This is a genomic window from Pseudomonas oryzihabitans, assembly GCF_032027545.1.
In the GTDB taxonomy this organism is placed as follows: Bacteria; Pseudomonadota; Gammaproteobacteria; order Pseudomonadales; family Pseudomonadaceae; genus Chryseomonas; species Chryseomonas oryzihabitans_F.
This window is the reverse complement of the sequence record NZ_JAVSJB010000018.1, coordinates 83,774-110,334: the sequence shown is the minus strand read 5'-3', so window position 1 is coordinate 110,334 and position 26,561 is coordinate 83,774. Positions and strand designations below refer to the sequence as shown.

General features: G+C 66.6%; 27 protein-coding genes. 10 read left to right on the top strand and 17 right to left on the bottom strand.

The genetic code is table 11. The annotated features are described in order from the left end of the window. Positions 1-481: 481 nt before the first annotated feature. Positions 482-1,327, top strand: a complete 846-nt coding sequence (locus tag RND78_RS22600) for a hypothetical protein (protein WP_312732226.1) — start codon at positions 482-484, stop codon at positions 1,325-1,327. Positions 1,328-1,414: 87 nt separating this feature from the next. Then, positions 1,415-1,996 (top strand): hypothetical protein, encoded by a 582-nt coding sequence (locus tag RND78_RS22595; RefSeq protein WP_312732225.1) that lies wholly within the window; start codon positions 1,415-1,417, stop codon positions 1,994-1,996. Here RND78_RS22595 and RND78_RS22590 read toward each other — a convergent pair. From RND78_RS22590 to RND78_RS22570, 5 genes are all read right to left on the bottom strand, one after another. Beyond that, positions 1,943-2,434 carry an Lrp/AsnC family transcriptional regulator gene (locus RND78_RS22590; protein ID WP_007161776.1) on the bottom strand — a complete coding sequence of 164 codons (492 nt, stop codon included), beginning with the start codon at positions 2,432-2,434 and terminating at the stop codon, positions 1,943-1,945. The two genes, RND78_RS22595 and RND78_RS22590, sit on opposite strands and share 54 nt — an antisense overlap. A gap of 29 nt (positions 2,435-2,463) precedes the next feature. Further along, positions 2,464-3,153 carry a hypothetical protein gene (locus tag RND78_RS22585; RefSeq protein WP_312732223.1) on the bottom strand — a complete coding sequence of 230 codons (690 nt, stop codon included), beginning with the start codon at positions 3,151-3,153 and terminating at the stop codon, positions 2,464-2,466. Positions 3,154-3,208: 55 nt separating this feature from the next. Continuing rightward, a complete protein-coding gene (gene gabT, locus RND78_RS22580) occupies positions 3,209-4,498 on the bottom strand; it encodes a 4-aminobutyrate--2-oxoglutarate transaminase (RefSeq protein WP_312732222.1) in 1,290 nt (429 codons plus the stop codon). Positions 4,499-4,639: 141 nt separating this feature from the next. Beyond that, positions 4,640-6,103: an NAD-dependent succinate-semialdehyde dehydrogenase gene (locus RND78_RS22575; protein WP_312732220.1), complete on the bottom strand. Its 1,464-nt coding sequence runs from the start codon at positions 6,101-6,103 to the stop codon at positions 4,640-4,642. Positions 6,104-6,246: 143 nt separating this feature from the next. Further along, positions 6,247-7,155 (bottom strand): LysR family transcriptional regulator, encoded by a 909-nt coding sequence (locus tag RND78_RS22570; protein ID WP_312732219.1) that lies wholly within the window; start codon positions 7,153-7,155, stop codon positions 6,247-6,249. A gap of 95 nt (positions 7,156-7,250) precedes the next feature. On the opposite strand from RND78_RS22570, the gene RND78_RS22565 reads away from it, so the two are divergent. Genes RND78_RS22565 through RND78_RS22555 form a run of 3 tightly spaced genes read left to right on the top strand, consistent with a single transcriptional unit; the run spans position 7,251 to position 10,203 of the window. Further along, the gene (locus RND78_RS22565; RefSeq protein ID WP_312732218.1) at positions 7,251-8,387 is read left to right on the top strand and encodes a DSD1 family PLP-dependent enzyme; all 1,137 of its coding nucleotides are present in this window, start codon (positions 7,251-7,253) and stop codon (positions 8,385-8,387) included. Then, entirely contained in the window at positions 8,377-8,766 is a 390-nt protein-coding gene (locus RND78_RS22560) for a RidA family protein (protein ID WP_312732216.1), read from the top strand. Before RND78_RS22565 ends, RND78_RS22560 begins: the two co-directional genes overlap by 11 nt. Positions 8,767-8,796: 30 nt before the next feature. Then, positions 8,797-10,203 carry an aldehyde dehydrogenase family protein gene (locus RND78_RS22555; RefSeq protein ID WP_312732215.1) on the top strand — a complete coding sequence of 469 codons (1,407 nt, stop codon included), beginning with the start codon at positions 8,797-8,799 and terminating at the stop codon, positions 10,201-10,203. A 5-nt stretch (positions 10,204-10,208) separates the two neighbouring features. On the opposite strand, the gene RND78_RS22550 is transcribed toward RND78_RS22555, so the two are convergent. The 11 genes from RND78_RS22550 to RND78_RS22500 form a co-directional block, all read right to left on the bottom strand. After that, on the bottom strand, positions 10,209-11,099 hold the full coding sequence (locus tag RND78_RS22550) for a LysR family transcriptional regulator (RefSeq protein WP_312732213.1): 891 nt from the start codon (positions 11,097-11,099) through the stop codon (positions 10,209-10,211). A gap of 61 nt (positions 11,100-11,160) precedes the next feature. Continuing rightward, on the bottom strand, positions 11,161-13,215 hold the full coding sequence (locus RND78_RS22545; RefSeq protein ID WP_312732212.1) for a pyridoxamine 5'-phosphate oxidase family protein: 2,055 nt from the start codon (positions 13,213-13,215) through the stop codon (positions 11,161-11,163). A 44-nt stretch (positions 13,216-13,259) separates the two neighbouring features. Then, on the bottom strand, positions 13,260-13,871 hold the full coding sequence (locus RND78_RS22540; RefSeq protein WP_312732211.1) for a glutathione S-transferase: 612 nt from the start codon (positions 13,869-13,871) through the stop codon (positions 13,260-13,262). A 127-nt stretch (positions 13,872-13,998) separates the two neighbouring features. Then, positions 13,999-15,150 carry an acetylornithine deacetylase gene (gene argE / locus RND78_RS22535; RefSeq protein WP_312732210.1) on the bottom strand — a complete coding sequence of 384 codons (1,152 nt, stop codon included), beginning with the start codon at positions 15,148-15,150 and terminating at the stop codon, positions 13,999-14,001. Continuing rightward, entirely contained in the window at positions 15,147-15,824 is a 678-nt protein-coding gene (locus RND78_RS22530; protein ID WP_312732209.1) for a DUF1028 domain-containing protein, read from the bottom strand. The genes argE and RND78_RS22530 overlap by 4 nt, the downstream gene beginning before the upstream one ends. Positions 15,825-15,833: 9 nt before the next feature. Beyond that, the gene (locus RND78_RS22525; protein ID WP_312732208.1) at positions 15,834-16,250 is read right to left on the bottom strand and encodes a RidA family protein; all 417 of its coding nucleotides are present in this window, start codon (positions 16,248-16,250) and stop codon (positions 15,834-15,836) included. Positions 16,251-16,279: 29 nt separating this feature from the next. Further along, positions 16,280-17,572 carry an NAD(P)/FAD-dependent oxidoreductase gene (locus RND78_RS22520; RefSeq protein WP_312732207.1) on the bottom strand — a complete coding sequence of 431 codons (1,293 nt, stop codon included), beginning with the start codon at positions 17,570-17,572 and terminating at the stop codon, positions 16,280-16,282. 224 nt (positions 17,573-17,796) lie between these two features. Then, positions 17,797-18,528: a class II aldolase and adducin N-terminal domain-containing protein gene (locus tag RND78_RS22515; RefSeq protein ID WP_312732206.1), complete on the bottom strand. Its 732-nt coding sequence runs from the start codon at positions 18,526-18,528 to the stop codon at positions 17,797-17,799. Positions 18,529-18,547: 19 nt separating this feature from the next. Further along, on the bottom strand, positions 18,548-19,387 hold the full coding sequence (locus RND78_RS22510) for an ABC transporter substrate-binding protein (protein ID WP_312732205.1): 840 nt from the start codon (positions 19,385-19,387) through the stop codon (positions 18,548-18,550). Positions 19,388-19,415: 28 nt separating this feature from the next. Then, positions 19,416-20,288 carry a phytanoyl-CoA dioxygenase family protein gene (locus RND78_RS22505; RefSeq protein ID WP_312732204.1) on the bottom strand — a complete coding sequence of 291 codons (873 nt, stop codon included), beginning with the start codon at positions 20,286-20,288 and terminating at the stop codon, positions 19,416-19,418. Between the two features lie 28 nt (positions 20,289-20,316). Next, complete coding sequence (locus RND78_RS22500) at positions 20,317-21,837, bottom strand: amino acid ABC transporter permease/ATP-binding protein (RefSeq protein WP_312732203.1); 1,521 nt, start codon at positions 21,835-21,837, stop codon at positions 20,317-20,319. Positions 21,838-22,231: 394 nt separating this feature from the next. Here RND78_RS22500 and RND78_RS22495 point away from each other — a divergent pair, with 394 nt between their 5' ends. From RND78_RS22495 to RND78_RS22490, 3 genes are all read left to right on the top strand, one after another. Continuing rightward, a complete protein-coding gene (locus RND78_RS22495) occupies positions 22,232-23,161 on the top strand; it encodes a LysR family transcriptional regulator (RefSeq protein WP_312732202.1) in 930 nt (309 codons plus the stop codon). Between the two features lie 167 nt (positions 23,162-23,328). Continuing rightward, on the top strand, positions 23,329-23,397 hold the full coding sequence (locus tag RND78_RS28415; protein ID WP_409457100.1) for a hypothetical protein: 69 nt from the start codon (positions 23,329-23,331) through the stop codon (positions 23,395-23,397). Next, positions 23,384-23,923: an IucA/IucC family C-terminal-domain containing protein gene (locus RND78_RS22490; protein ID WP_409457099.1), complete on the top strand. Its 540-nt coding sequence runs from the start codon at positions 23,384-23,386 to the stop codon at positions 23,921-23,923. The genes RND78_RS28415 and RND78_RS22490 overlap by 14 nt, the downstream gene beginning before the upstream one ends. Positions 23,924-24,029: 106 nt before the next feature. Here RND78_RS22490 and RND78_RS22485 read toward each other — a convergent pair whose 3' ends face one another. After that, positions 24,030-24,926: a LysR family transcriptional regulator gene (locus RND78_RS22485; RefSeq protein ID WP_312732200.1), complete on the bottom strand. Its 897-nt coding sequence runs from the start codon at positions 24,924-24,926 to the stop codon at positions 24,030-24,032. An 87-nt stretch (positions 24,927-25,013) separates the two neighbouring features. On the opposite strand from RND78_RS22485, the gene RND78_RS22480 reads away from it, so the two are divergent. Together RND78_RS22480 and RND78_RS22475 are read left to right on the top strand one after the other, a co-directional pair. Then, positions 25,014-25,793 carry an SDR family oxidoreductase gene (locus RND78_RS22480; protein ID WP_312732199.1) on the top strand — a complete coding sequence of 260 codons (780 nt, stop codon included), beginning with the start codon at positions 25,014-25,016 and terminating at the stop codon, positions 25,791-25,793. A 1-nt stretch (position 25,794) separates the two neighbouring features. Beyond that, a complete protein-coding gene (locus RND78_RS22475; protein ID WP_312732198.1) occupies positions 25,795-26,550 on the top strand; it encodes an SDR family oxidoreductase in 756 nt (251 codons plus the stop codon). The last annotated feature ends 11 nt before the right edge of the window (positions 26,551-26,561 follow it).

Below are 26,561 nucleotides of genomic sequence, written 5' to 3'. Positions count from 1 at the left end.
ACAGTATGTGAATCGCACGTACCGCCGTAGCGGTACGCTGTGGGAAGGTCGCTTCCGCTCTTGCCTCATGCAGGAGGAAGCTTATGTGTTGGCATGTTATCGATACATTGAGATGAACCCTATCCGCGCCGGTATGGTTGAGCACCCGGCGGAATATCGCTGGTCCAGCTATCGGGTTAACGCACAGGGTGAGCCCTCGGTGCTGGCTTGCCCACACTCACTCTACCAAGCGTTGGGTCGAGATGAAGTGCTCAGGGCTCAGGCTTACAGGGCGTTGTTCCGTTATCCGCTAGATCCAGGGCTAGTTGATCAAATACGTGCTGCGACGAATGGGAACTACGCACTGGGAAGTCCGAAGTTTTCTGCCGAAGTGGAGGCCGCGTTGGGGCGAAGAGTCACAGAAGGTAAGCCAGGGCGCCCCAAGAGCGCGCCCGATCTTTTGTAAAACGTGGTCTGTCCCCTATTACTCCTGGAGGTAGTTATGCAATACGCGTCTTTAAGCTATGAAGACTTTGTAAGTGTGACTGATAGTACTGTCGTTTGGACGTCGGCAGCAGAGGTGCCTGGTTTTTTTAAGGATCTAATTTTCAAGGAAAGGAAAAAAATAGATGTATATACTCCGCTCGAAAAGGGTATTGATTGGCTGTTTGAACTAACTCGTAAGCATCAGCCTAGAACAGGTAATATTTTAGTGGGGGGTAATATTTTTGCTTGGTATGATTTAAATGGAGGGGAGTACTCTACAGCAAAGCTGGGGTTGGACTTGAATAATAAAGTTATAGTCGTAGGGAGGTCGCATCATAGGCGAAATCCTTCAGATAATGAGTTTAATGATTTTAGGTTCGCTAAAGAAAGATATGATAGCTTGCCTCTTTCTATTCGGGAGGCTTATTACTGTAGGTTTGATGGCCTCGATATTCCTGATAGTCCTGCGGTAGGAATTTATAGCCGCTTGCTGCCCTTCCATATCGGGAGGCCTTGGCAAAGTTGGGATGGCTATCTTGAAGAGTTTAAAGGATACAGGAAAAAATATCTGCCTTGGCTGGAAGAAAGGATCCCAGGAGTTCTTCCTGCACGCAAAAGCTCTCCCTGTACAAACTTCATGATGTTTCTCGACAGCCGGCCTACCCTAAGAGGAAAAGAGGGTGATGTCTTGTTCGTCAAGAATCACATTCAAGATGGTGTGATCTATCATATCAAGGACGCGGACATCGAAAATATACGCATACTGTCCGAGCCAGCCGAGGCCATAGATAGGTACTGCGAGCATGTTCTTCTAGAGAAACCGGGCCGTTTTGATTTCTTGCCCTATACCTCAGAGATGTAATGTCGGCATCAAGAGCGCCTTGCTAAAGCTGTAGTAGGTTATTAAGGCAAGCAGTATTAGCTGACCTACCAGACGCCCGAGCAGACGGTGGCAGCCGTCAATCACGACGTCTCCAGCGAGCGCGACGGCAGCAATGCCCTCAAGCCGATCTTCAATGCCGACGAGGTGCAAGCCGGCTTCGAGATCACCGGCAAGTTCGTACAGAACGTGGGCAGCTACCTGGACCAGAAGGGGCGTGAGGCCGACGCCGCCCAGAAGCAATACAAGGAACTGCTGAGCGCGGCGAACGACCCTGCCAAGAACCTCACTGACGAGCAGCGCCAGCAGTACCGCGACCAGGGCCTGGCCTATCGCGACCAAGCATGTGCCATCGACAACGACTGGGGCGCAGGCGGTACCTACCGGCAGATCGCCACGTGCCTGGTCGCCACCGCCAGCGGCAACATCAGCGCCAGCAACGCCGAGTTCGTGCAGAACATGGTGGTCAACTATGTGCAGCAGCAGGGTGCGGGCTACATCGGCCAACTGGTCAAGGAAGGCGAGCTGACCGAAGGCAGCCCGCTACATGCGGCGCTGCATGCCATCGTCGGCTGCGCGGGGTTGGCGAAGCGTCACTCAGCCCGCCTTGATCAGGCTGCGCAGCGGCAGGGCGTTCTTCACCACCGGTGACTTGATGACGATGTAGCTGAAGTATTTCTCGATGCCGACGTTGCGGTCGAGGATGGATTCCATCAGCTCCTGGTAGTGACCGATGCTGCTGCACATGAAGCGCAGCAGGTAGTCGTAGCCGCCGCTGATGAGGTGGCATTCGAGGATCTCGTCGACCCCGCGGATGAAGGATTCGAACTTCACGAAGTCGGCGCGCTTGTGGTCGGAGAGGGTGACTTCGGTGAACACCGTTACCGAGTTGGCGATCTTGGCCAGGTTGACGTGGGCCTCGTAGCCGCTGATGTAGCCGGCCGCCTCCAGGCGCTTGACCCGCTGCAGGCAGGGGCTGGGCGAGAGGCCGACAGCTTCGGCGAGGCTGACGTTGGTCATCCGGCCGTCCTTCTGCAGTTGCACCAGGATGTTGATGTCGATGCGGTCCAGTTTCGTTGCGGCGTCCATCGTCGTTCCTCGCAGTCGTGAACGGCAGGCTAGGCACGCAGGGCGGTCTGATGCGCATGCACCAGATCGGCGAGACTCGCGTACTCGCATCGCGTGCCATCCAGGGCCTGCCGCGAAAGGTTCCAGGGCCGCGAGCGGTCGCGGCGCAAGGTACACAGCGGAAAATCCACCAAGGGGTTCCAGGGGTCGTCCGGTTCACTGCCGCGTACCGGCAGCAGATCCTCACGCGCCAAGCCCAGCGCTTCCAGAGTGTCGTCCAGCGCCGGGCGCAGATCGCCACCCCGGTTGGGCACCACGGCGGCGAACACGTCCGGCAAGCGTGCCGTGACCGCCGCGGCTTCGCCGTCATCGGGCGAGGCCAGCAATACCAACCGATAGAACTTGCTCAGGTACTGCAGCGCGCCCGGCGCATCCTCGAACACCGGCCAGCACGTCGTGGCGTTTCCAAAGGCCACGCTGGCATCCAGGTCCTCGTCCTGCTGCAACTCCTGCGCCAGGCGCTGGTGGATGCGCAGGTGCAGGCTGGCCTGGCTGGCGGTCGGGGCCGCCTGGCGCAACTCGCGGGCCAGGCGGTGATAGCTGCCGAGCAGCCAATCGGGATGGGTGCTCAGTCCGGCCTGCGCCACGATGGGGCGCAGTGCTTCCACAATGCCGCCTTCACGGTCGATAAGGGTGCCGTAGCAGGAAAAGCCAAGGGCTTGGTAGCGCGTTATTCTCATGATCGGTTTCCCCTGGGCGCCGCCCCGGCGGGACCTGGCGGCGTTGCGTTCGACCTCAGGCACCAGCCTGGGCGAGGGCGTGGCCGAACATCTGCAAGGCTTCGGCCAGTTGCGTCTCGGTCGTGGTGAGCGGAGCCAGGAAGCGGATGACGTTACGCTCCACCCCGCACTTGATCACTAGCAGGCCGGCCCCGCGGGCCGCGTCGATAACCTGCTGGGCGAGGGCGGCGTCGGGGCTGTGGCCGTCCGCGCCGACCATCTCCACCGCCAGCATGAAGCCGCGCCCGCGGACCTCGCCGATGCGCGGATGACGGCGCTGCAGCTCGAGCAGACCGCTGCGCAGCTGCTCGCCGAGGGCGACCCCACGGGCGACCAGGTCTTCTTCGGCGAAGATATCGAGCACCGCCAGGGCCGCGGCGCAGGCCAGGGCGTTGCCGCCGTAGGTACCGCCCAGGCCGCCAGGCAGGGGGGCGTCCATGATGGCGGCGCGGCCGACCACGCCCGATAGCGGCAGACCGCCCGCGAGGCTCTTGGCCACCGTGACCAGATCGGGCTGGATGCCGGTCTGCTGGAAGGCGAAGAGGCTGCCGGTGCGGCCGAAGCCGGTCTGGATCTCGTCGGCGATGAGTACGATGCCGTGCTGGTCGCACAGGGCGCGCAGGGCCTGGAGGAATTCCACGGGCGCGGGGCGGAAGCCGCCGTCGCCCTGCACCGGCTCGATCAGGAGGGCGGCCACCTGGTCGGGGGCGACCTGGGTGGCGAACACCTCGCGTAGCCCGGCCAGGGCTCGCTGGGTGTCCACCCCGTGGAAGGCGTCGGGGTAGGGCGCATGGTAGATGTCGCCCGGGAAGGGGCCGAAGTTCTGCTTGTAGGGCTGGGCGAAGCCGGTCAGGGTCACGCCCAACAGGGTACGGCCGTGGAAGCCACCGCGAAAGGCGATCACGCCGGGTCGCCGGGTGTGGGCGCGGGCGATCTTGATGGCGTTTTCCACGGCTTCGGCGCCCGAGGTCAGCAGCAACGTCTTGTAGGCTTCGCCGTTGCCGATCAGGGTGTTGAGCCGGCTGGCCAGTTCCAGGTAGGGCTCGTAGGCCATCACCTGGAAGCTGGCATGGGAGATTTCCCCGACCTGGCGGCGCACGGCCGCCACCACCCGCGGGTGATTGTGGCCGACGTTGAGCACGCCGATGCCGCCGACGAAGTCGAGGTAGCGGCGCCCGTCCACGTCCCAGACTTCGCTGCCCTGGGCGCGGGCCACCACGACGGGGTGGGCGGTGATGATGCCGCGCGGAACGCTCTGTTCGCGATGACCCAAGAGGCGGTCGGTGGCTTTGGCAGCGGAATTCATGAAGGGATCTCCAGGCAGGGGCGAGAATTCCAGCCTACGCAGGCCGCAGGGTGGGTAACGCTGAAGTTGCCGGCTCCGGCATCGCGATCGACTGTTTTGCTCGGGGGCGACGGCATTTTCGGTTGCCTGCTGGCCCTGGTTTCAGTCCAGCCCGCCCAGGTGCCAGGCCTTGACCTCCAGGTACTCGTCCAGCCCCAGGTGCGAACCCTCGCGGCCCAGGCCGGATTGTTTCACGCCGCCAAAGGGCGCGACCTCCATCGACAGGGTGCCGGTATTGAGCGCCACCATGCCGAACTCCAGTTGCTCACCCACCCGCCAGGCGCGGCGCAGGTCCTGGGTGTAGTAGTAGGCGCCCAGGCCGTAGGGCGTGGCATTGGCCAGGGCCAGGGCCTCGGCTTCATCGCGGAAGCGAAACAGCGGCGCCACCGGGCCGAAGGTTTCCTCGCGGGCCAGCAGCATGTCCGCCGTGGCACCGGTGAGCACCGTGGGCGCGACGAACTGGTCGTGGCCGCTGGGCAGGCCGCCGAACAGGGCCTTGGCGCCCTGGGTGAGGGCGTCGTCGACATGGCGCGCCACCTTGTCCACCGCCAGGCGGTTGATCAGCGGGCCGAGGGTCACCCCGGCCTCCAGACCATTGCCCACCTTGAACTTGGCGACCTCGGCGGCCAGGCGCTCGGCAAAGCGGTCGTGGATGCCGTCCTGCACCAGGATGCGGTTGGCGCAGACGCAGGTCTGGCCGGCGTTGCGGAATTTGCTCTGCAGCACCCCGGCGATGGCCAGGTCCAGGTCGGCGTCGTCGAAGACGATGAAGGGGGCGTTGCCGCCCAGTTCCATGCTGGTGCGCTTCACCGTGGCCGCGCACTGCGCCAGCAGCAACTGACCGATCCGTGTGGAGCCGGTGAAGGACAGCTTGCGTACCGCCGGATTGCTGGTCAGCTCGCTACCGATGCCGGTGGGCATGCCGGTGACCACGTTGAATACCCCGGCGGGGAAACCCGCACGGTCGGCCAGTTCGGCGAGCGCCAGGGCCGACAGCGGGGTGAGATCCGAGGGCTTGATCACCACCGGGCAGCCGGCGGCCAGGGCCGGCGCGGCCTTGCGGGTGATCATGGCGTTGGGGAAATTCCACGGGGTGATGGCGGCGGCGACACCCACTGGCTGACGAATCACCAGCACCCGACGATCCCGGGCGGGGGCTGGCAGGATGTCACCATAGCTGCGCCGGGCCTCTTCGGCGAACCATTTGGCGAAGCTCGCGCCATAGGCGATCTCGCCCCGGGCCTCGGCCAAGGGCTTGCCCTGTTCCAGGGTCATCAGCAGGGCCAGGTCCTCCTGGTGTTCCAGCATCAGCCCATGCCAGCGCTCCAGCAGGGCCGCGCGCTCGGCGGCCGGACGCTCACGCCAGGCCGGCCAGGCCGCTTCCGCCGCGGCGATGGCGCGGGCGGTTTCCGTGGCTTCCAGCGCCGCGACCTGGGCGATGGTCGCGCCGGTCGCGGGATTTTCCACAGCGAAGGTGGCGCCGCTGTCGGCGGCTATCCAGTGGCCGTCGACATAGGCGGATGCTTTGAGCAGGCGGGGATCCCGCAGATCGAGGTGCAGCGGCATGGTGGCGCTCCCAGTGGCAGGTCAGGCCCTGAGTCTAGGGAGCAGCGGCGGTGGCGAATGCCGAAATCGGCCGCTGCGAACCGGTGCCGAACGCGTTCGCGGCGGCGTTGCCGCAGTTTGTGCGGTTGTCTGCTGGCCTGCCTTTATTGACGGTCGGCGTCCGCGTCCAGCCCCTTCACCGCCAGGTCGAGGAAGTTGGCCAGCGCCTGGAGGCGGGCACTGCGCTGCTTGCGGGCGGGGATCAGGAGGGTGATGGGCGCACTGTCGAAGCGCCACTCCGGCAGCAGCCGGACCAGGGCACCGCGCGCAATGGCATCGGCGACGTCCCACTGGGAACGCAGCACGATGCCCAGGCCCTGTTCGGCCCAGCGGCGGGCCACGCTGCCATCGTTGGTGAGCAGCGCCGGTTCGATGCGTAGCGTCTGGCGCTCCTGGTCGTTGCGCGGTTGCCAGAGGGTCACGTCCTCGTCGTTCTCGCGGATGCAGATGCAGCGGTGCCGCAGCAAGGCCCTGGGCCCCTGCGGCTCACCGTGTTCGGCCAAGTAGGCGGGACTGGCGCACAGCCAGCGTTCGTTGTGGGCCAGGGTCTTGGCGATCCAGGAGCTGTCGTCGATGGCGCCGATATGAATGACCGCATCGCTGTCGTGCCGGTCGGGCCAGGGGGTCTCCCGTAGGTCCAGTTGCAGGCGCAGTTGCGGGTGCAACGCGGCGAAGCGCGCCAGCAACGGAGCGATGCGCTGGCGGCCATAGCCGAAGGGCGCCGCCAGGCGCAGGGTGCCCACCAGCTGCCGATCCTGGCGGGTGAAGGTGTCGGGCAGGGCCTCCAGGCGGTCGAGCAGTTCGCTGCATTGCTGGGCGAAGCGCTCGCCGTCAGGGGTCAGGCTCAACCGCCGGGCATCGCGATTGGCCAGGGCCACCCCCAGCCGTGCCTCCAGCTTGCGCAGGCGAGTGGAGAGGGCGGGCGGCGAAACGTTGAGGGCGCGCGCCGCCGCACTCAAGGAATCGGAACGTGCCAGCAGCACCATCAGGCGCAGGTCTTCGATGGCGATCATTAATCTGAGCTGAAGGAATGAGTCAGTTGAATTGAAGCACAGGTTCATGCTGGCTGGGTACAGTCGAGCCATCGCCCATTGGTCGAGTCCCCGTCATGACCCTGTCCCTGCTCACCCTCGATACCCCCGCCGCGCTGATCGACGAGACGCGGACGATGCGCAACATCCAGCTCATGCAGGACCGCATGGACGCCCTCGGCGTGCGTCTGCGGCCCCATGTGAAGACCAGCAAGAGCGAGCCGGTCATCCGCCGGCAAATGGACGCGGGCGCCCAGGGCGTAACCGTCTCCACGCTGCAGGAGGCCGAGGCCTGTTTCGCCATGGGCATCACCGACGTGCTCTATGCCGTGGCCATCGCGCCGGCGCGCTTGGAGCAGGTGAGCGCCCTGCGGCGCCAGGGCTGCCGGCTGAGCATCCTGACCGACAGCCTGGCCGGGGCCCAGGCCATCGTCGCGGCCGGACAGCGCTACGATGAAGCCTTCGATGTCTGGCTGGAGATCGACTGCGACGGCCACCGCGCCGGCCTGCAGCCGGCCGATTCCAAGTTGCTGCAGGTCGCCGAGGTGCTGCAGACCGGCGGTATGCGCCTGGTCGGGGTGCTCACCCATGCCGGCTCCAGCTACGAATTGAACGATCCCGCGGCGCTGCAGGCCCTGGCCGAGCAGGAACGTGCCCTCTGCGTGGCAGCGGCCGAACGGCTGCGTGCCCAGGGCTTCGCCTGTCCGCAGGTGAGCATCGGCTCGACGCCCACGGCGCTGTCGGCCCTGGATCTGGCCGGCGTCACCGAGGTGCGCGCCGGGGTGTACGTCTTCCAGGACCTGGTGATGCACAACGTCGGCATCTGCCAGGCCGAGGACCTGGCGTTGAGCGTCCTCACCACGGTGATCGGCCACCAGCCGGAGAAGGGCTGGGTGCTGGTGGACGCGGGCTGGATGGCGCTGAGTCGCGACCGCGGTACCCAGCGCCAGCAGCGCGACTTCGGCTACGGCCAGGTCTGCACCCTGGACGGCAGCTGGCTCGACGGTGCGCTCTTGTCCGGCGCCAATCAGGAGCACGGCATGATCAGCTTTGCCGAAGGGGCCCCCGCCGATCTGGAAGAACGCTTCCCGGTGGGCAGTCGCCTGCGCATCCTGCCCAACCATGCCTGCGCCACCGGCGCCCAGTTCGAGCGTTATCACGCCGTGGACGCCAAGGGTGCCATCACTGTCTGGAGTCGCCTGCATGGCCGCTGATCCCGAATTCATCCGGACCGCCCAGGCCGCGCCGCCCGGTGGGCATTACTCCCAGGCGGTGGCCTACCAGGGACTGCTCCACGTATCCGGGCAACTGCCGGTGCGCCCCGACGGCAGCCATGCGGTCGCGGCGAGCTTCGCCGACCAGGCGCGCATCGCCCTGGACAACCTCTGCGCCATCCTGGCCGCTGCCGGGCGGGGGCCACAGGATCTGCTCAAGGTGACCGTCTATGTGGTGGGCATCGAGCACTGGCCCACCTTCGACCGCCTCTATGCCGGGTACCTGGGCGAGCATCGCCCGGCGCGGGCGGTGGTGCCGGTGCCACAGTTGCACCATGGTTATCTCGTCGAGATAGAGGCGCTGGCGCGCGCCGACTGATCGCTTGTCGCTATCTGGGAGCTACCCCTCATGCTGCTGGACCCTTCGTTGCATCCGCTAATCGATTCCCGTGTGACCCTCTGCTGCTATCTCGCTGGCCGCTGGGTGCCGGTGCCTGGCGCTGCCCGGGCCACGGTGACGGATCCCGCGACCGAACGTCCGCTCGCCGAGGTGGCCCTCGGCGGCGCTGCGGAGGTCGACCAGGCGGTGCGGGCCGCCCGCAGCGCCTTCGACGCCTGGTCCGGGCGGCCGCCGATCGCTCGCGCCCAACTGCTGGAGCGCTTGCAGACCCTGCTGGCGCAGCGTGCCGAAATCTTCGCCCAGGTGATGTCCCGGGAGATGGGCGCGCCTCTCGCCGCGGCCCGTGCGCTGCAGGTGCCCCTGGCCCTGGAACACCTGCGCGTGGCGCGCGAGGTGGTGAGCGACTACGCCTTCGAGCGCGCCGAGGGCGCATTGCGCATCAGGCGTGAGGCCATCGGCGTCTGCGCCCTCATCACGCCCTGGAACTGGCCGCTCTACCAGATCACCGCCAAGGTCGCGCCGGCGCTGGCCGCCGGCTGCACGGTGGTGCTCAAGCCCAGCGAACTGGCCCCGCTGAGCGCCTTGCTGTTCGCCCAGGCGGTCCATGACGCGGGGATACCCGCAGGGGTGTTCAACCTGATCAACGGCGACGGCCCCACGGTCGGCGCGGCGCTGGCCGAGCATCCCGACGTCGACATGATTTCCATCACCGGCTCCAATCGCGCCGGGGTTCAGGTGGCCCAGGCCGCCGCCGGTACGGTCAAGCGCGTGACCCAGGAACTGGGCGGCAAGTCGCCCAACTTGCTGCTGCCCGATGCCGATCTGCCAGAGGCGGTGGCCAAGGGCGTGCTGGCGGCCTTCCGCAACAGTGGCCAATCCTGCAGTGCGCCGACGCGGATGCTGGTGCCTCAGGCGCAGCTGGCCGAGGCAGAGCGCCTGGCGGTGGCCACCGTGGCGGGTCTCGTGGTCGGTGATCCCCAGGCGCCCGCGACGACCCATGGCCCCCTGGCGGAGGGCGCCAGGCTCGTCTGCGGTGGACCGGGGCGCCCGGATGGCTGCACCACCGGTTTCTATGCGCGCCCCACGGTGTTCTCGGCGGTCACCTCCGGGATGCGCATCGCCCAAGAGGAAATCTTCGGGCCGGTGATCTGCCTGATTCCCTACGATTCCGTCGAGGAAGCCATCGCCATCGCCAACGACAGCCGCTATGGCCTCAGCGCCCACGTCCAGGGTCGGGACCCCGACCAGGTCGCCGCGGTAGCAGCCCGTCTTCGTGCCGGGCAGGTCCATCTCAACTATCCGGCCTGGAACCCCTGGGCTCCCTTCGGCGGCTACAAGCGCTCCGGCAATGGGCGCGAGTATGGCGTCCACGGTGTGGAGGAGTATCTGGAGACCAAGGCGATCCTCGGCCACTGAGCCTTTCAGGCGAACAGCGGATTGTCCCTGAGCGCCGCCACCGCCAGGTCGATGAAGGCCCGCACCTTGGCCGGCGCCTGGCGACCTTCGGGGTAGATGAGGTGGATCGGCAGCGGCGCTTCCTCGTGCTCGGCGAGGACGATCTGCAGCGCGCCTTCGGCCAGGGCCGGCGCGATCTGGTAGTGCAGGACCCGGGTGAGGCCGTGACCGGCCCTGGCCGCGCCGATGGCGGCCGCGTTGGTGTTGCAGTGCAGCAGCGGATCGACGCTCACCCGTTGGCCGCCGGCGAAGCGCCATTCCGGTGATGACCAGGCGCTGTGGGACACCAGGATGCGGTGCTCGCGCAGCGCGGCAGGGGTACCGGGCACCCCATGCGCCTGCAGATAGGCAGGGGCGGCGCAGACTACCCGGCGCACGCTACCCACCTGGATGGCGGTGAAGCCCGAATCGGGCAGATGTCCGATGCGCAAGGCGACGTCCATGCCTTCCTCGACGATGTTCACCGGCCGGTCGACGAAGAAGGTGCGGGCGCGCATCTGCGGATAGCGTTCGAGATAGTCCAGTACCAGCGGCAGCACGTGCAACTGCCCGAACAGCAACGGGGCGGTGATCGTCAGGGTGCCGACCGGCTTGGCGTAGTGGCCGGCCGCGGCCAGCTCCGCTTCGCCAATGTCGGCGAGGATGCGCCGGCAATCCTGCAGGTAGCGGGCGCCGGCCTCGGTGGGCCTGACCGAGCGGGTGGTACGCACCAGCAGGCGTGCGCCGACCAGTTCCTCCAGCGCGGCCACCAGGCGGGTCACCGCCGGTGCGCTCAGGTGCAACTCCCGGGCGGTACGGGCGAAACTCTCGGTTTCCGCCACCTTCACGAACACGCGCATCGCCTGCCAACGATCCATCTGCCTCGCCGTCCTGTCCTGTCGACCAGGCTCCATGGTAGTCAACTTCAGGCTGCACGGATCACAGATCGAGCTCCAGGCGGTCGGTGCCAGCCGCCGGCACCGCGCAGCACAGCAACGCCTCGCCGGCGGCGACCCGCGCTACCGGTTCGCGCGCATAGGTGACGGCGCCGCCGAGCAGTCGCGTCCGGCAACTGCCGCAATGACCTTCGCGACAGCTGAAGGCGGGGTCGAGACCACGGGCTTCGGCCAGTTCCAGCAGCGAGCCCGCCGCGGGGGTCCAGCGCGCCTCCTTGAGCGAGGCGGTGAAGACCACCGGCACGCTGTCCGTGGCCGCGGCTGGACGCACAGGAGCCGCCGCTTCCAGGGGCTGACTGCGGCGCAGCGCCGCCGGGCCGAAGGCTTCCGCATGGATGCGCGCGTCCTCGATGCCGTAGCCGCGCAGGCCGTCGTACAGTGCCTGGGTGAAGGCCGCCGGACCGCACAGGTAGAAGGCGTGATCGCCGAAGGGCAGGAAGCGTCCCAGCACGTCCAGGTCGATCCGCCCGGCCACCTCGTAGTCGGTATCCGCCACGGCCCCGCGGGTATCGCTCAGCGCTCGCACCAGGCGCACCGTGTTTCCTGCGACGGCCAGCAGTTCGGCCAACTCCGTATCGAAGGCGCGCTCGGTCTTCGACCGGGCGCCGTAGAAGAGGGTGATCGGGCGCTGGCGCTGGGTTCGGCGCCCTTCGTGGACCAGGTGCCTGAGCATCGCCAGCAGCGGGGTGATGCCGATGCCGGCAGCCAGCAGTACCAGGGACTGGTCGGCTGGCGCCGCCAGGGTGAAGTCCCCCGCCGGCGGGCGCGTGTCGAGCAGATCACCCTCGTGCAGCTGGTCATGCAGCCAAGCGGACACCAGCCCCTCGCGCTTGACGCTGATGCGGTAGTGCCCGTCGACCGGTGCACTGGAGAGGCTGTAGCTGCGCAGCTCCGGGGCCTGGCCGGCGGCCGGGATGAGGCGTACCGGCAGGAACTGGCCGGCCTGGGCGGCCGGCAAGGCCGTGCCGTCTGCCGCGGCGAGATGGAAGGAGCGGATGGTGGCACTCTCCTCGACGACGCGGATGACGCGCAAGGATCGCCAGCGGTTGCCGAGTTCCCGGCTCAGCAGGCGCTCCCGCGCCTGCGCCCAGCTGCCGGTCAGCTGGCTGCTGTCCGACTCGCCCCCGGCCCGCGCCCGCCAGCGCAGGGTCAGGGCGGCGCGGCGCCGGACTATACGCTGTGGGCGGAAGCGCCAGAGGCGCTCGGCGCCTTCGAAGGCGGCGATTTCGGGGGAGTCGAACAGCACCTCGGCCAGGCCACTCAGTTGCAGTACGTCGCCGCGCTCGTCGTCGACGAACAGCAGTCCGGCTTGGCCGTTGACGGCGATGTTGCCCAGGGTGTTGAAGAACAGGTTGCCGTTGAAGTCGGGAATGGTCAGCACGCCCTCGGCATCCACCCGGACGAAGCCCGGCTTGCCGCCGCGGTGGGAGGCGTCCACCCGGCGCCGTCCCTCCTGCTCGGCGTAGGAGGCGACGAAGAAGGCATCGGCCCCTTCGATCAGTTGTCGTGCCGCGCCATCCAACACCTTGAGGGGTTCGACGGCCGGGGTGGTCACGGTATTCGACGGTTGGCCGGGTTGCAGGTCGCGCAGCTGGATGTAGCGTGGGCAGTTGCCGAAGCTCTGATCCACGCTCACCCGCAGGCCCTGGGGCGTCAGCTCGATCTCGCCGTTGACGCGGTTGCGCCGCCGGGTGTGCAGCTCGATGCCCAGCAATCCCACTGCTGCGCCATCCCCCAGGCCCGCACCGGCCGGATCGCCTGCCGGTAGGCCGGCCGCGATGTCCAGCCGCGTCGGGGTCGGTGCGCTGACGAAGCCCGGCGCGCCTTCCAGGATCGTCGCCCAGGCAGCGCCCGTTGCGTCCACGCTACCCAGCACCAGGAAGGGCAACTGCTGGTAGAAGACGCGGTGCTGTTCGGGCATGAAGCTGCGGATCACCCGCGGGCCGATCTCGGCCATCCGCTGGCGGACGCCGATGCGTTCCTGCAGGGCGGTTTCGCCGGGGTGCCAGGTGGGCAGAGCGTTCAGGGGCGTGCTCATCGACGTTGCTCCTCGCGGTGGGGCAGGCGGGTGATCCAGCCGGCTCAGGCGCGCAGACCGGCAGCCGTCTGCGGGAAGGGCACGAAGCCCGGTAGAGCTTCCACTCGCTGCAGGAAGGCCCGCACGGCGGCGTAGGGCGCCAGGTCCACGTTGCCTTCCGGTGCCCCGGCCAGGTAGCTGTAGAGGGCGACGTCGGCGATGGTCGGATGATCGGCGGCCAGCCAGTCGCGGTGGGCGAGATGATCTTCCAGCCGCTTCAGCAGGACCTGGGCACGGGCGATGACCTCCTGCGCATTCAGGCGGGCACCGAATACCGTGATCAGCCGCGCCGCTGCCGGGCCGTAGGCCAGTTCGCCCGCGGCCACCGACAACCAGCGTTGGACGGCGGCGGCCCCGGCCGGGTCTTCCGGCAGCCAATCGGTGCGGCCCAGTTTCTTCGCCAGGTAGACGAGGATGGCATTGGAGTCGGCGACGACCACGCCGTCGTCCTCCAGCACCGGCACCTGGCCGAAGGGGTTGAGGGCGAGGAACGCCGGGGTGCGGTGCTCGCCGGCCGCGAGGTCGACCTCGACGAGTTCGGGCGCAAGGCCCAGCAGCGAGGCGAACAGCACGGCGCGATGGGCATGTCCAGACAACGGAAGGTGGTAGATCTTCATGATCCAGCTCCTGGCAGGCATCGGGCCAAGGGTGGTCCCGATTCGTGCCGCCAGCTTGGGATCAGATCGCTTTTTAGGGAATCGGCCTTCTCGTCAGTTCAGCATTCCGCAAAATGGAATGATCGACCTAGCCTTGGACGAAGGCCAACACCCGCCCCAACATGGCATCGCAGCCGTCCAGCTGCGCCTGGCTGACGAACTCGTCCGGCTTGTGTCCCTGAGCCATGCTGCCTGGGCCGCAGACCACGGTGGGAATGCCGGCGGCGGCGAAGAGGCCGCCTTCGGTGCCGAAGGCCACGGTGCCGAAGTCCCGCGAGCCGCAGAAACTCGCGATCCACTCCGCGGCCTCGCTTTCGGCGGCGGTATCCAGGCCGGGATAGCTGGAAAGTTCGGCGAAGTTGACCGCACTGTCAGCGCTGATGGCCTTCATCGCCGGTAGCAGGCTGTGCTCGGCATAGTCCCGCAGCTGGTGGATCACCTGGTATGGGTCCTGGGCGGGCAGGGCGCGGATCTCGAAGTCGAAGGCGCAATCCTGGGGCACGATGTTCAGCGCCTGCCCCCCACCGATCAGCCCTGTCTGCACCGTGGAAAAGGGTGGATCGAAACGGACGTCCCGTCGTTCCGGTGCCTTGAGGGCCTCGCTCAGCCGGCCGAGTTCGACGACCAGGTGGGCGGCGTATTCCACGGCGTTGACCCCCGTGGGCGCATAGGCCGAGTGACAGGCCGCGCCGTGCACCTTGCAGCGCATGGCCACCTTGCCCTTGTGGCCGAGCACGGGCTTGAGTTCGGTGGGCTCGCCGATGATGCACAGCAGCGGCTTGACCGGGCGCTGCGCCAGCTGGTCGAGCAGGCTGCGTACCCCCAGGCAGCCCACCTCTTCGTCGTAGGACAGCGCCAGGTGCAGTGGGTGACGCAGGGGGGCGCGGACGGCCTGGGGCACCAGGGCCAGCAAGCAGGCCAGATAGCCCTTCATGTCGGCGGTGCCGCGACCATAGAGGCGGCCCTCGCTTTCACTGAGTTCGAAGGCAGGCCGGGTCCAGGCCTGGCCGTCCACCGGCACCACGTCGGTATGCCCGGAGAGCACGATGCCCGGTACGTCCGCCGGTCCCAGGGTGGCGAATAGATTGGCCTTGGTACCTTCGGCGTTGTGGATCAGCTCATAGGGCACGCCGAAGCCGTCCAGGTAGCCGGCGACGAAGTCGATCAGCGCCAGGTTCGACTCGCGACTGGTGGTGTCGAAGGACACCAGCCGGGCCAGGAGGTCGCGACTGCCGCTCATCGATCATCTCCCGGTACGCCGTAGCCGGGGGCGAGATCCGGGCGTACCGCCCGGTCGAGGTAGTCCTGCAGCTGAGGTTCGTAGGCGCGCCAGAGGCTGGCCAGTTGGCCGATGGGGTCCGTCTCGGCCCAGTCGACGCGCAGATTGACGAGGGGCCAGCTCGGCTCGCCCACCACCAGCAGCGCGGCGGAATGCACGGGACCGGCTTCGCCACCGGCGGCCATGGCCGCCTGCATGGCCTGTACCAGCCGTTCGGCGAGGACACCTTGGGCCTGCTCGAAGGCTTCCACCAGGGCATCCACTACCGCCGGGCTCGCCAGCAGGTTGCCGGCGCCCACGCAGTCCCGGCCGCTGCGGGCCTGGTGCACGCCGAGGGTATGGGCACCGCTGTGGTGGGCACTGCGGCCCTGGGCGTCGATGACGGTCACCTGGCGATACTCGGCGTAACCGTCGCCGGCCAGGCTCTGGGCCAGGGCCGCCTCGGGTGTCAGACCTTGAGCCAGTCCATCCAGGGTACGGGGTCCCAGGGCGGGCAGGGTGATGTTCTGTGAGCTGACCGCGCCGACCCCGGGCCGCAGCCAGGGGCAGCGGGCGCCCACGGCGATGCTCGAGGAACTGATGGCGATGCCGAATTGACCGGTCTCGGCGCAGCGGGCGGTGATGGAAAAGGTCATGGCACGGCCTCAGTCGGGAATCACGGCGATGACGTCGATCTCCATCAGCCACTGGGGCTGGCCCAGGGCCGCGACTACCAGCCCGGTGGAGATGGGGAAGACGCCCTTGAGCCACTTGCCGACCTCCTGGTACACCGGCTCGCGGTAGCGCGGATCGATCAGGTAGGTGGTGGTCTTGACGATATGGCTGAGATCGCTGCCGGCTTCTTCCAGCAGCTGCTTGACGTTCTTCATCGCCTGCTCGGCCTGGGCCCGGGGATCACCCAGCCCGACCAGGTTGCCCGCGAAGTCGGTGCCCACCTGGCCGCGGACGTAGACGGTGTTGCCGGCGCGCACCGCCTGGCAGAGGTCGTTGTCCAGGGTCTGGTTGGGGTAGGTGTCCTTGGTATTGAACATGCGGATACGGGTGTGGGTCGGGGTGGCCATGGTGGGGGCTCCTGGTCTCGAAAAGGGCTTCAGGCGGTGCGCGAGCGCTGGACCGGCAAGGTGGTGGCTGCGCCTGGGCGGTACTCTTGGTAGCGGCGCTGGATGGCGATCTGGTCGGCCACGTGGCGGGCGTCGTGCCAGACGCCCCAGATGAAGGCCGAGCCGCGACGACTGAGCCAGGGCAGGCCGACGAAGTAGATGCCCGGCTCGGCGCCGACGCCGCGCTGGTGCCTGGGCTTGCCGTTGTCGCCGAAGGTGTCCACCTGCAGCCAGCCGAAGTCGGTGGCGTAGCCGGTCGCCCAGATCACCGCGCTGACGCCGGCGGCCTTCAGGTCGAGTTCCTTGAGCGGTTCACGAATGCAATCGGCGTCCGCCACGCGCTCGCGGGCGTCGGGTTCTTCGGGCAGGTCGAGGCCGTGGCGGGCGGCATAGGCATCGGCGGCGTCCAGCAGGGCCAGGTAGTTGGCATCCCCGGCGTCGAGATTCTGGTTCAGATCCGGGCGGAAACGCACAGTGCCGCCGACGAAGGTGTCGGTGAGGCCTACCAGGGTCATGCCGGCCTGGGCCAGGCGGCGGAAGTCCACGGTATGGCCGCCACGGGCGCCACTGACGGCGATGGTCACGTGCTCGCGGCCCGGCTGCATGGTCTCGGTGTCCCAAAGGCCGAGTACGCCCAGCCACCAGCAGAAGTCACGCCCGCGATAGGCGCGCGGCGGCCGGTCGTGGGGACCCACCGAGAGATAGACGCGCTTGCCGGCGCGCAGCAATTCCTCGGCGATCTGCACCCCCGAGGAGCCGGCGCCGACCACCAGCACCGCGCCCTCGGGCAGTTGCTGGGGATTGAAGTACTGGGCGGAGTGGATCTGGTAGAGCCCGTCGTCCTTGGGCGCGATGGCCGGGATGACCGGTTTCTGGAAGGGACCCGTGGCCACCACCACCCGCTGCGCGCTCAGGTTGCCCGCCGAGGTCTCGACCAGGAAGCCGCTGCGGCCCTCGTGACGGCATACCCGGGTGACCGCGACGCCGGTACGGATGGGCGCCCCGATCTGCCGCGCATAGGTCTCGAAGTAGGCGGCGATCTCGTCCTTGCCGGGGAAACCGTCCGGGGGCGTCTGGAATTCCAGGCCGGGAAAGCGATCGTGCCAGGCGGGGCCATTGGCTACCAGGGAGTCCCAGCGGCCGGTACGCCAGGCTTCGGCGATGCGGTTCTTTTCCAGCACCAGGTGTTCGATGCCCAGGCGGCCCAGGTGTTCGCTCATGGCGACTCCAGCCTGGCCGGCGCCTATCACCAGGGTGTCGATAGCGGTCGGTAATGCGGTCATGACGGTACCCTTAGGCCGCTCCGCAGGGGGCGGCCGTCATCATAAGAACCTGTTCATAGTCTGCTGCGCGTCGGCCAAACTGCGTTGAAAACGCCTTCGGAATACTCATTTACCATTCGTAAACTCCGCTTCCTCAGCCGTTTTCGCCTTGTTTGGCTCTAGCTCGCGAGATTTTGAACAGGCTCTAAGCAGTAGGAGGGCGGAGCGCGGAGGCTCCGCGGCGATCAATCCAGCACGGAGGGGTCCGCCTGGATCATCAGTTCTTTCATCTCGGCGAAATGCTGCTCGGAGAAGTCGGTGATGCCTTCCCAGGCCCGCGCGGTCTTCTCGGCGACCTCGTCGGAGAGCACCTTGAGCGGCTGACCGGTGGACCAGGCGGTGACCAGGATCTGGCAGGCGCGCTCCAGGGTCCAGATGTCGTCGAAGGCCTGGCCGATGGTGGGAGCGATGACCATGACGCCGTGGTTGCCCATCAACAGGCGCTGCTTGCCGTCGAGCAGGCCTGCCAGGCGCGCCCCTTCGGCCTCGGTATCGGCCATGCCGCCATAGAGTTCGTCCACCGCCAGGCGATTGAAGTAGCGGGCGGTGTTCTGGTCGATGGGCGGGATCTGCGGCTTGGCCAGGCAGGCCACCGCCGTGGTATGGACCGGATGCAGGTGCAGCACGACCCGTGCCTCCGGCAGGCGGCGATGGATCTGCCCATGGATCGACCAGGCCGTGGCATCCACCTCGGGGCGCTCGGCACCCTGGGGATCGTCCGCATCGAGCAGCAGCAGGTCGCTGGCGCGGATGCGCGAGAAGTGCTTCCACTTGGGGTTGATCAGGAAGCGCTTGCCGTCGGGGGAGACGGCGGCGCTGAAGTGGTTGGCGACGGCTTCATGCATGTCGAGGTGGGCGATGACGCGAAAGGTCGCCGCCAGATCGATACGCAGCTGTTCCTCGTGGGAGAGTGCCATGGTCGTGACTCCGGAAGGCTCAGGGCTTGGGCATCAGGGCGGCGATATCGGCCTCGGTGGGCGCCTGGAAGTTGTACTTCTTCAGCAGGGCGGCGTATTCCGGGGTGGCGCTGTATTGCTTGAGCGCGTCCACCAGGGCGGTCTTGATCTGGTCATTGCCCTTCTTCACGCCGAAGCCGTTGAGCACCGGATAGATCAGGCTGTCCGAGGAGATCACCACGCGATTGCCGAGCTTTTCCACCAGGCCGCGGGCCACGGCGGCGTCGGTGATCTGGGCCTCGACGGCCTTGGACAGCAGCGCCTGGGTGGTCTGGGGATCGGTGCCGTATTCGCTCACGGCGATGGGCTGCAAGCCATTCTTCACGCAGTATTCGTCGGAGAGCTTGTGCAGCTGCTGCAGCCAGGAAGTGGCACCCATGGAGCCGATCTTGTGACCGCAGAAGTCTTCCGGCTTCTTGGGCTGATAGTCGCTGCCCTTGAGCGCGATGATCGACTCGCCGCTCTTCAGGTAGGGGATCATGTCGATCACCTTGAGGCGGTCCGCGGTGATGTACATGGACGAGTTGACGATATCGAAGCGACCGCCCTGCAGGCCGGTGATCAGGTTGGGGAAGCGGGTGTCCAGCGTTTCCACGCTGCGCCCCATGATCTTGCCCAGCCCATCGACCAATTCGATGTCAAAACCCGCCGGCTTGTTGTCCTGCACGTACTCGTAGGGGAAGAAGGTCAGGTCGGAACCGGCGACCAGCTTGCCCGGTTGCAGGAAGTCGGCCGCGGCCAGGCTGGAGGCCAGGGCCAGGGTGGCGCCCAGCACGGTGGTGGAGAGGATTCGAATCGAGGCGGCGCTGAATCTTTGCATGGCGATGCTCCTTGACGGGTAGGAAAGATCAAACGGCGGCCTGGTCGAGCCCGGCCTGTTGGACGAAGAAGGAGGCGCCGCGGGGTTTCTGCGGCAGGCGTACGCTGTTGGCCACGCTGCGTACCAGGCCGCTTTCCTGGCCGGCTACCAGCATCCCGGCGTGCTCGCTGGGCAGCGGGTTCTCGCCGAAGGGCAGGGCGTCCTCGGCGGCGTAGACGGCGATGAACAGGGTGCGCGGGAGTTCGGTCTGGTTGGGGCTGGAGGCGTGCAACAGGCGGGTGTGCATGAAGCACACCGAGCCGGCGGGGCCGAAGCAGGCCACCGGCTCGCCGCAGTGTTCGGCCACCACGCTGTCGTCCACCGCGCCGCTGAAGCGGCCGTCCTGCCAGTGCGACCACAGCGGGCCCTTGTGGCTGCCGGGGATGACCGTGAGCGGACCGTTTTCCGGGGTGACCTCGCTCACCATCAGCAGCGCGGTGACCACGTCATCGTTGCTGTGCGGGGTGAAGAGGAAATCCTGGTGCCATTTCACCTGGGTGGCGGTGTGCGGCAGCTTCGAATTGATCTTGCTGTGGTGGAAGCGGGTGCCGCTGCCGCCGATCAGCTGGGCCGCGACCTGGGCCATCCGCGAGGTGAAGGCGACCTGGCGATAGGCCGGCGAGATCTCGGTGGGGGAGCTGACCCGGCGCAGGGACGGGTGATCGGGCCGGTGGTCCAGTTCCACGTCGAAGCGCGCCCGGCCGTCCAGGGTTTCGCCCCAGGCCTCGGCGTGGCTCCGACTGTCTTCCACCCAGCGTTCGAAATCGCTCTGCAGGGCGGCGATCTCCGCGGCCGTCAGCAGGTTCTCTACCACCAGGTAACCGTTCTGGTGGAAACTTTCCAGTTGCGCTTGCTCGATCATCTCTGTTCTCCGAAAGCCAGGGTGGGGGTCAAGCCAGGGACACGTCCTTGAGGAAGGCCTCGACGCGCGGATGCTGGCCGTTACGCAGTATCTGGGGCGCGTCATCGCAGACCACGCGACCCTTTTCCATGAAGACGATGCGGTCCGAGACCTTGAAGGCGAAGTTCATCTCGTGGGTGACGATCACCATGGTGATGCCCTCGTTGGCCAGCGCCTCGATCACCTGCAGCACCTCGTTGACCTTCTCCGGATCTAGCGCCGAGGTGGGCTCGTCGAACAGCATGATCTGCGGTCGCATCATCAGTGCCCGGGCGATGGCCACGCGCTGCTGCTGGCCACCGGAGAGCTGGTGCGGATACTTCCAGGCGTGGTCGAGCATCCCGACCTTGTGGAGCAGGGCGTAGGCCTGCTGCTTGAGCGCCGCGGGGGTATCCAGGCGGTGGTAGCGCGGGGCGAGCAACAGGTTGTCCAGCACCGTGAGGTGGGGGAAGAGGTTGAAGCTCTGGAACACCATGCCGATGTCCAGGCGGTGTTCGCTGTGTTCGATGAAACGTGGCTTCTGGGCGCCGTCCTTGCGCAGGTGGATGAAGGGTTGGCCGTTGATACGGATCTCGCCGTTGTCCAACTGCTCCAGGCCGTTCAGCAGGCGGATCAGGGTGGTCTTGCCGGAGCCCGACGGGCCGATCACCGACACCACCTCGCCGGGCTGGATCTGCAGGTTGACCGAGCCCAGCACCTCGACGTCGTTGTAGGCCTTGTGCAGGCGGGCGGCCTGCAGCGCCGGGATGGCGGCGTCCCATTGCGGCTTGGCGCTGGCGGTGGAGGCCTGGGTGGCCAGGGCCAGCACCTGCTCATCGGGGGTGCGCACCACCTTGCGCTGGGTGACGTCGAGGAAGCGCTCCAGGCGTTTGAGCAGGAAGTCGAACAGGGTGACGATTAGCACGTAGTAGAAGGCCACCGCCGCCATGGTCTCCATGACCAGGAAATTCTGCGAATAGAGGCGCTGGCCGACCATCAGGATCTCGGTGAGGGAGATCACCGAGACCAGCGAACTGAGCTTGACGATGGAGATGTATTCGTTGGCCAGCGACGGCAGCGCCACCCGCAGTGCCTGGGGGATGACGATGCGCCATTGGGTGCCGAGAAAGCGCAGCCCCAGGGCCCGTGCCGCCTCGTTCTGACCCTTGGGGATCGACAGCAGGCCGCCGCGGTGGATCTCGGCGACATAGGCCGTCTCGCTGATGACCATGCCGATGAGACCCGCCCAGAAGGGATCCGCCAGCACCATCGAGGTCGAGGGCAGCGCCTGCGGCAGGTTGTAGATGAAGATCAGCAGCACCAGCAGCGGCACGCTGCGAAAGAACCAGATATAGCCGCGGGCCGGCAGGCTTAGGGCGGGATGCCGGGACTGTTTCGCCAGGGCGATGAAGAAACCGAGGGCGATGCTGATGATCCAGGTGAGGGTACTGAGTTTGATGACCGTCCAGGTTGCCAGCCAGAATTGAGTGTCGCCGATGAGGCTGAACATGTAGTTCCAGTCGAAAGTCATGGTGGGCCAACCTGTCGCCATTTCAAAGAAAGTGCGCGCTTTCGCGAAGCGTCCGCACTGTTGCTAAGAACAGAATTGGCGTCCGCCAGACTCACCGTCAATTAACAAATTACGGGTCATTGCATAGACTTTTCCTAAGCATTGAGCGGCGGCTTTTTGTTCTGCGCGATATACGCCCCAACGCAGGGCAGGATGCAATCACAGGGTCATGAGATGCAGTATTTTGGTGCGTTTTGGCCCGGACAGTGGATGCCATTGCTCGTCTGCTGCAGCGGGCGCAGCGCCTGACAAGACGGGTCGCGTGGCCCCGCTGCGGGGAATGGCATGGCTTTCGCTTTTATGGTTTCTTCTATGCAGATATCTATTCCGAAAAGTTTTATCCTATGGAAGCGCCATGACTCGTTTCACCCTGAGACAACTTCGTTATTTCGTGGCGGTGGTCGAAGAAGACAGTATCGTCGAGGCGGCGCGGCAACTGCATATTTCCCAGCCGTCCATTTCCGTGGCCATCAAGAATCTCGAAGAAAGTTTCGAGCAGAAGTTGTTCATCCGTCATCACGCCCAGGGTGTATCCCTTACCGCTAGCGGACGTCGGCTCTACGAGAAGGCCAAGGAGCTGCTGCGGCTGTCGTACGAGTTGGAGCAGAACGCCCGTGCCGAGAACGAGATGGTCTCGGGTACCGTCGCCATCGGTTGCTTCGAATCGGCGGCGCCGCTCTACATCCCCAAGCTGGTCGCCGGCTTCAAACGGCTCTATCCCGAGATCACCATCCAGCTGCACGATGGCGAGCAACACGAACTCATGCACGGCGTGCACCGGGGCCGCTTCGACCTGGTGTTCCTCTACGATCTGGAGCTGGGCGACTCCATCACCAAGGAAAAGCTCAACGCTCCGCACAAGCCCTATGCGCTGCTGCCCGCCGCCCACCCCCTGGCGGGCAAGAAGGCGGTGACCCTCAAGGAACTCAGCCGCGAACCCATGATCCTGCTGGACGTGGTGCCCAGTCGTAACTACTTCATCGACATCTTCAAGGAAAAGGGCTACCACCCCACGGTGGCCTACAGCTCGCCCTCCATCGAGATGGTGCGCTGCATGGTGGGGCAGGGCCTGGGCTTTTCCGTGCTGGTCACCCGGCCGACGACGGACATCACCTACGACGGCAAGCGCCTGGCCCAGGTCAACATCCACGACGACATGCCGGCCTCCACCTTCATCATGGCCTACCTGCGCAACAACGAACCGAGCAAGGCGACGCGGCTGTTCATGGACTATTGCCGTGAGATTGACCTTTCCCCGCTGCCGGCGGAGAGCCTGGCGCGCTGAAACTCATGCAGGCCCTTTCCCGTCTTCCAGGCGAAAGGGCAGGGTAGACGACTTCCGGGGTGGTCCTCGCTGCTCCGTGTAAAGTAGAATCAATATCATCTATGCAACATCGACCAGGTAGCACCGGACATGAGTGACATGGCAGCAACGGCTCCGGCAAGAGCACCCTGCTCAAGGCCTGCGCCCGACTGCTGGAACCTCGCCAGGGCCAGGTGCCAGGCCCTGTCGGCCTATGACCGGCGCCTGGACCTGACGCCTGGCAATGTCTGGATCGAGGACGGCCACCTCCAGGGGCGCTGGCGATCGGCCCTGCCGTTGAGCGATACCCGGCCGCTGCCCGCCCTGGAGGATCACGCCACTGCACGGGCGGTGCTGGCTCGTACCCTGTTCGGCGATCTGCTGCGACCGCTCTGGGAGAGCCTGGCGCGGGTCGGCCGCGTCTCGCTCCGCATCCTCTGGGAGAACGCCGCGGTGCGGCTCTACTCGCTGTATGACCGGCGCCTTGCCGAACTGGCCGATCCGGCCATCCGTGCCCGCTGCGCCGGGGATTTCGCCTGGCTGCTGGCGGCCACGCCAGCGGAGCTGGGGTTCGAGACCAATCCACTGGCGCAGTTCCGCCGCCCCGCGACCGCCAATACCATGGGGCGTCCCGTTCGTTTCCGGCGTACCTGCTGCTTCTACTACCAGGCCACGGTACCCGCCGAATACTGCGCCAACTGCCCGCTGATCCGCCCCCGGGAGGGCGCCTGCCCGGGCATCTGAGCGATCTGTTCCAGGCCTTGCTATCCGGTGCCTTGGCCAAGGAGATGGCGGACCAGGTCCTGCGTGCGCAGTTGCGGCAGCGGCTGCGCGAGGGCCGCTGAAGCCACTACGCCGGCTTGGTGCCTATCTGTTCGCGGAGCAACTGGAGATAGCGCCGGGCGCCCAGCCCCTGGGGCCGGTTCTTGATCCAGATGACATCGATCCAGCGGCGAATCTGACTGGCCATGTTGTCGAATTGCACCTGTTCGAGCAGGCCGGCGGCGATCAGCGGCCGCACCAGCGGATGGGGCAGGTAGGCCCAGCCCAGGCCGGCCTGCACCAGGTCCAGGGTGGCCAGGTAGCTGTCGGTCAACCAGACCCGTTGCGACAGCACGATCTGCGGGTCCGAGGCATTGCGGTCGCCACCGGCCACCACGATCTGGCGGGTATCGGCCATCAGCGTCTCGTCCAGCGGTCGGCCCGCCCGGGTCAAGGGATAGCCGGGCGCGGCGACCGCCGTGAGCAACTGGCTACCGGCCTCGGCGAAGCCTTCGTGCTCGTCGATGCCTGGACGCTCGAAGATCAACGCCATGTCCACGCTGCCTTCGTGCAGCAGCCGGATCGCCTCGGCGCGCGCCGCCGAGCGGATCTCGATTTCCAACGCCGGGAATTCTTCGGCCAGGGTCACCAACGGGCGACTCCAGGCGCCGGTCTGCAGCTCCGGCGCCATCACCAGCACGAAGCGCCGTTCAAGGCCGGCGTGCAACTGCAGGGCATGGGCGTCGAGCAGGTTCAGCTGGCTGGCCACCTGGCGCGCCTGGGGTTCGAGGGCGCGGGCGGCAGGCGTGGGCAGGGCCTTGCGGGTGGCGCGGTCGAACAGCACCAGATCCAGTTCCGCCTCCAGTTGGGAGACGGCCATGTTGACGGCGGATGGCACCCGACCCAGCGCCCGGGCGGCGGCGGAGAAGGAACCCTCGTCGATCACGGCGAGAAAGATCTTGAGCGTTTCGCTGGTGAAGGCCACGACTGTCAATTTTTCTGATAACGATCGTCTTTTTGTATCAGTCAGGAACACCTAAAGTCCATCGAAACAGCGATGGATAGGTGTCTTATGCCTCGGTCAATGGTAGGTCAGGTGGCTTTGGTCAGCGGTGTCGGCAGTGCTGCCGGCATCGGCCTCGCCTGCGCACGACGTCTGGGCGCGGCCGGCGCGAAGCTGATCGTTACCGCCAGCAGCGCGCGGGTAGCCGAGCGGGTGGCGGAGTTGCGCAACGCGGGCTTCACCGTCGAGGGCCGGGCGCTGCTGGACCTCACCGAAGAAGCGGCAGTCCTGGAGTTCGCCCGCTGGGCCGAAGGGCGCTGGGGGCGGATCGATGTCCTGGTGAACAATGCCGGGATGGCCATGCAGGGCAGCCCGGAGCCCCTGGTGGAGTTGGCCCGGATGAGTCTCGCCGACTGGAATCTGTCGCTGGCGCGCAATCTGACCAGCGCCTTTCTGCTCACCCGCGCCGTGTTGCCCGGCATGCAGCAACGGCGTTATGGCCGCATCGTCCATGTCAGCTCGGCCACTGGCATTCGGGCGGGCAACGTGGGGGAGGCCGCCTACAGTGCGGCCAAGGCTGCCATGGTCGGCATGAACATGAGTCTGGCGCTGGAGGTGGCGGGCCAGGGCATCACGGTCAACGCCGTGGCGCCCGGTTGGATCGCCACCGAGTCCAGCTTGCCGGAAGAGTTGTGGGCGGCGACCCACGTTCCCGTGGGCCGCGCCGGCCGTCCCGCCGAGGTGGCGGCGGCGGTCACCTTCCTGGGCTCGCCCGAGGCGAGCTACATCACTGGCGAATGCCTGGTGGTGGACGGCGGCAACAGCCGCCTCGAAAATAAGGGAGCCTGAGATGCAACCTGTCGTGCTCATCACCGGCGTACTGGGCGGCATCGGCCAGGCCATGCGCGCGCACTTCACCCGCCACGGCTGGCGGGTGTTCGGCACCGATCTCGACGCCGCGGCGCTGGCCGCGCTGCAGGCCGACGGCGAGCTGGCCGGTTTCCACGCCGCGGACCTGCGGCGGGCCAGGGTCGCCCAGGAGGTGGTTCAGGCCGCGCTGGCGAACCTGGGGCGCCTGGACGCCCTGGTCAATTGCGCCGGTGTCTGGCGCGAAGGCCCGGCGGAGACCTTCAGCGAGGAAGACTTCGACCTGGTGCTGGACGTCAATCTCAAGGCCAGCTTCTTCCTCTGCGCCGCGGCCATCCCGGCCCTGCGCGAAACCCAAGGCGCCATCGTCAACATCAGCAGCGACGCCGGCCGCCAGGGCAACCGCAACGCGGCCGTCTATTGCGCCAGCAAGGGCGCCGTTACCCTGATGACCAAGGCGCTGGCGCTGGATCTGGCGCCCAGCGGCGTCCGCTGCAACAGCCTCTCCCCGGGTGACGTGGCCACGCCGATGCTGACCTTCCAGGCGGAGCGCTACGGCAATGGCGATCCGGCCGGCTACCTGCAGGACCTGCTCGCCAAGTATCCCCAGGGCGAGAACGCGACCTTCGTCCAACCCGACGAGGTCGCCGCTCTGGCCTTCTTCCTTTGCCAGCCCTCCGCGCGCTCCATCACCGGGGCGGACCTGGCCATAGATCGCGGTATCTCGGCCGGCCACTGAGCCGGACCAGC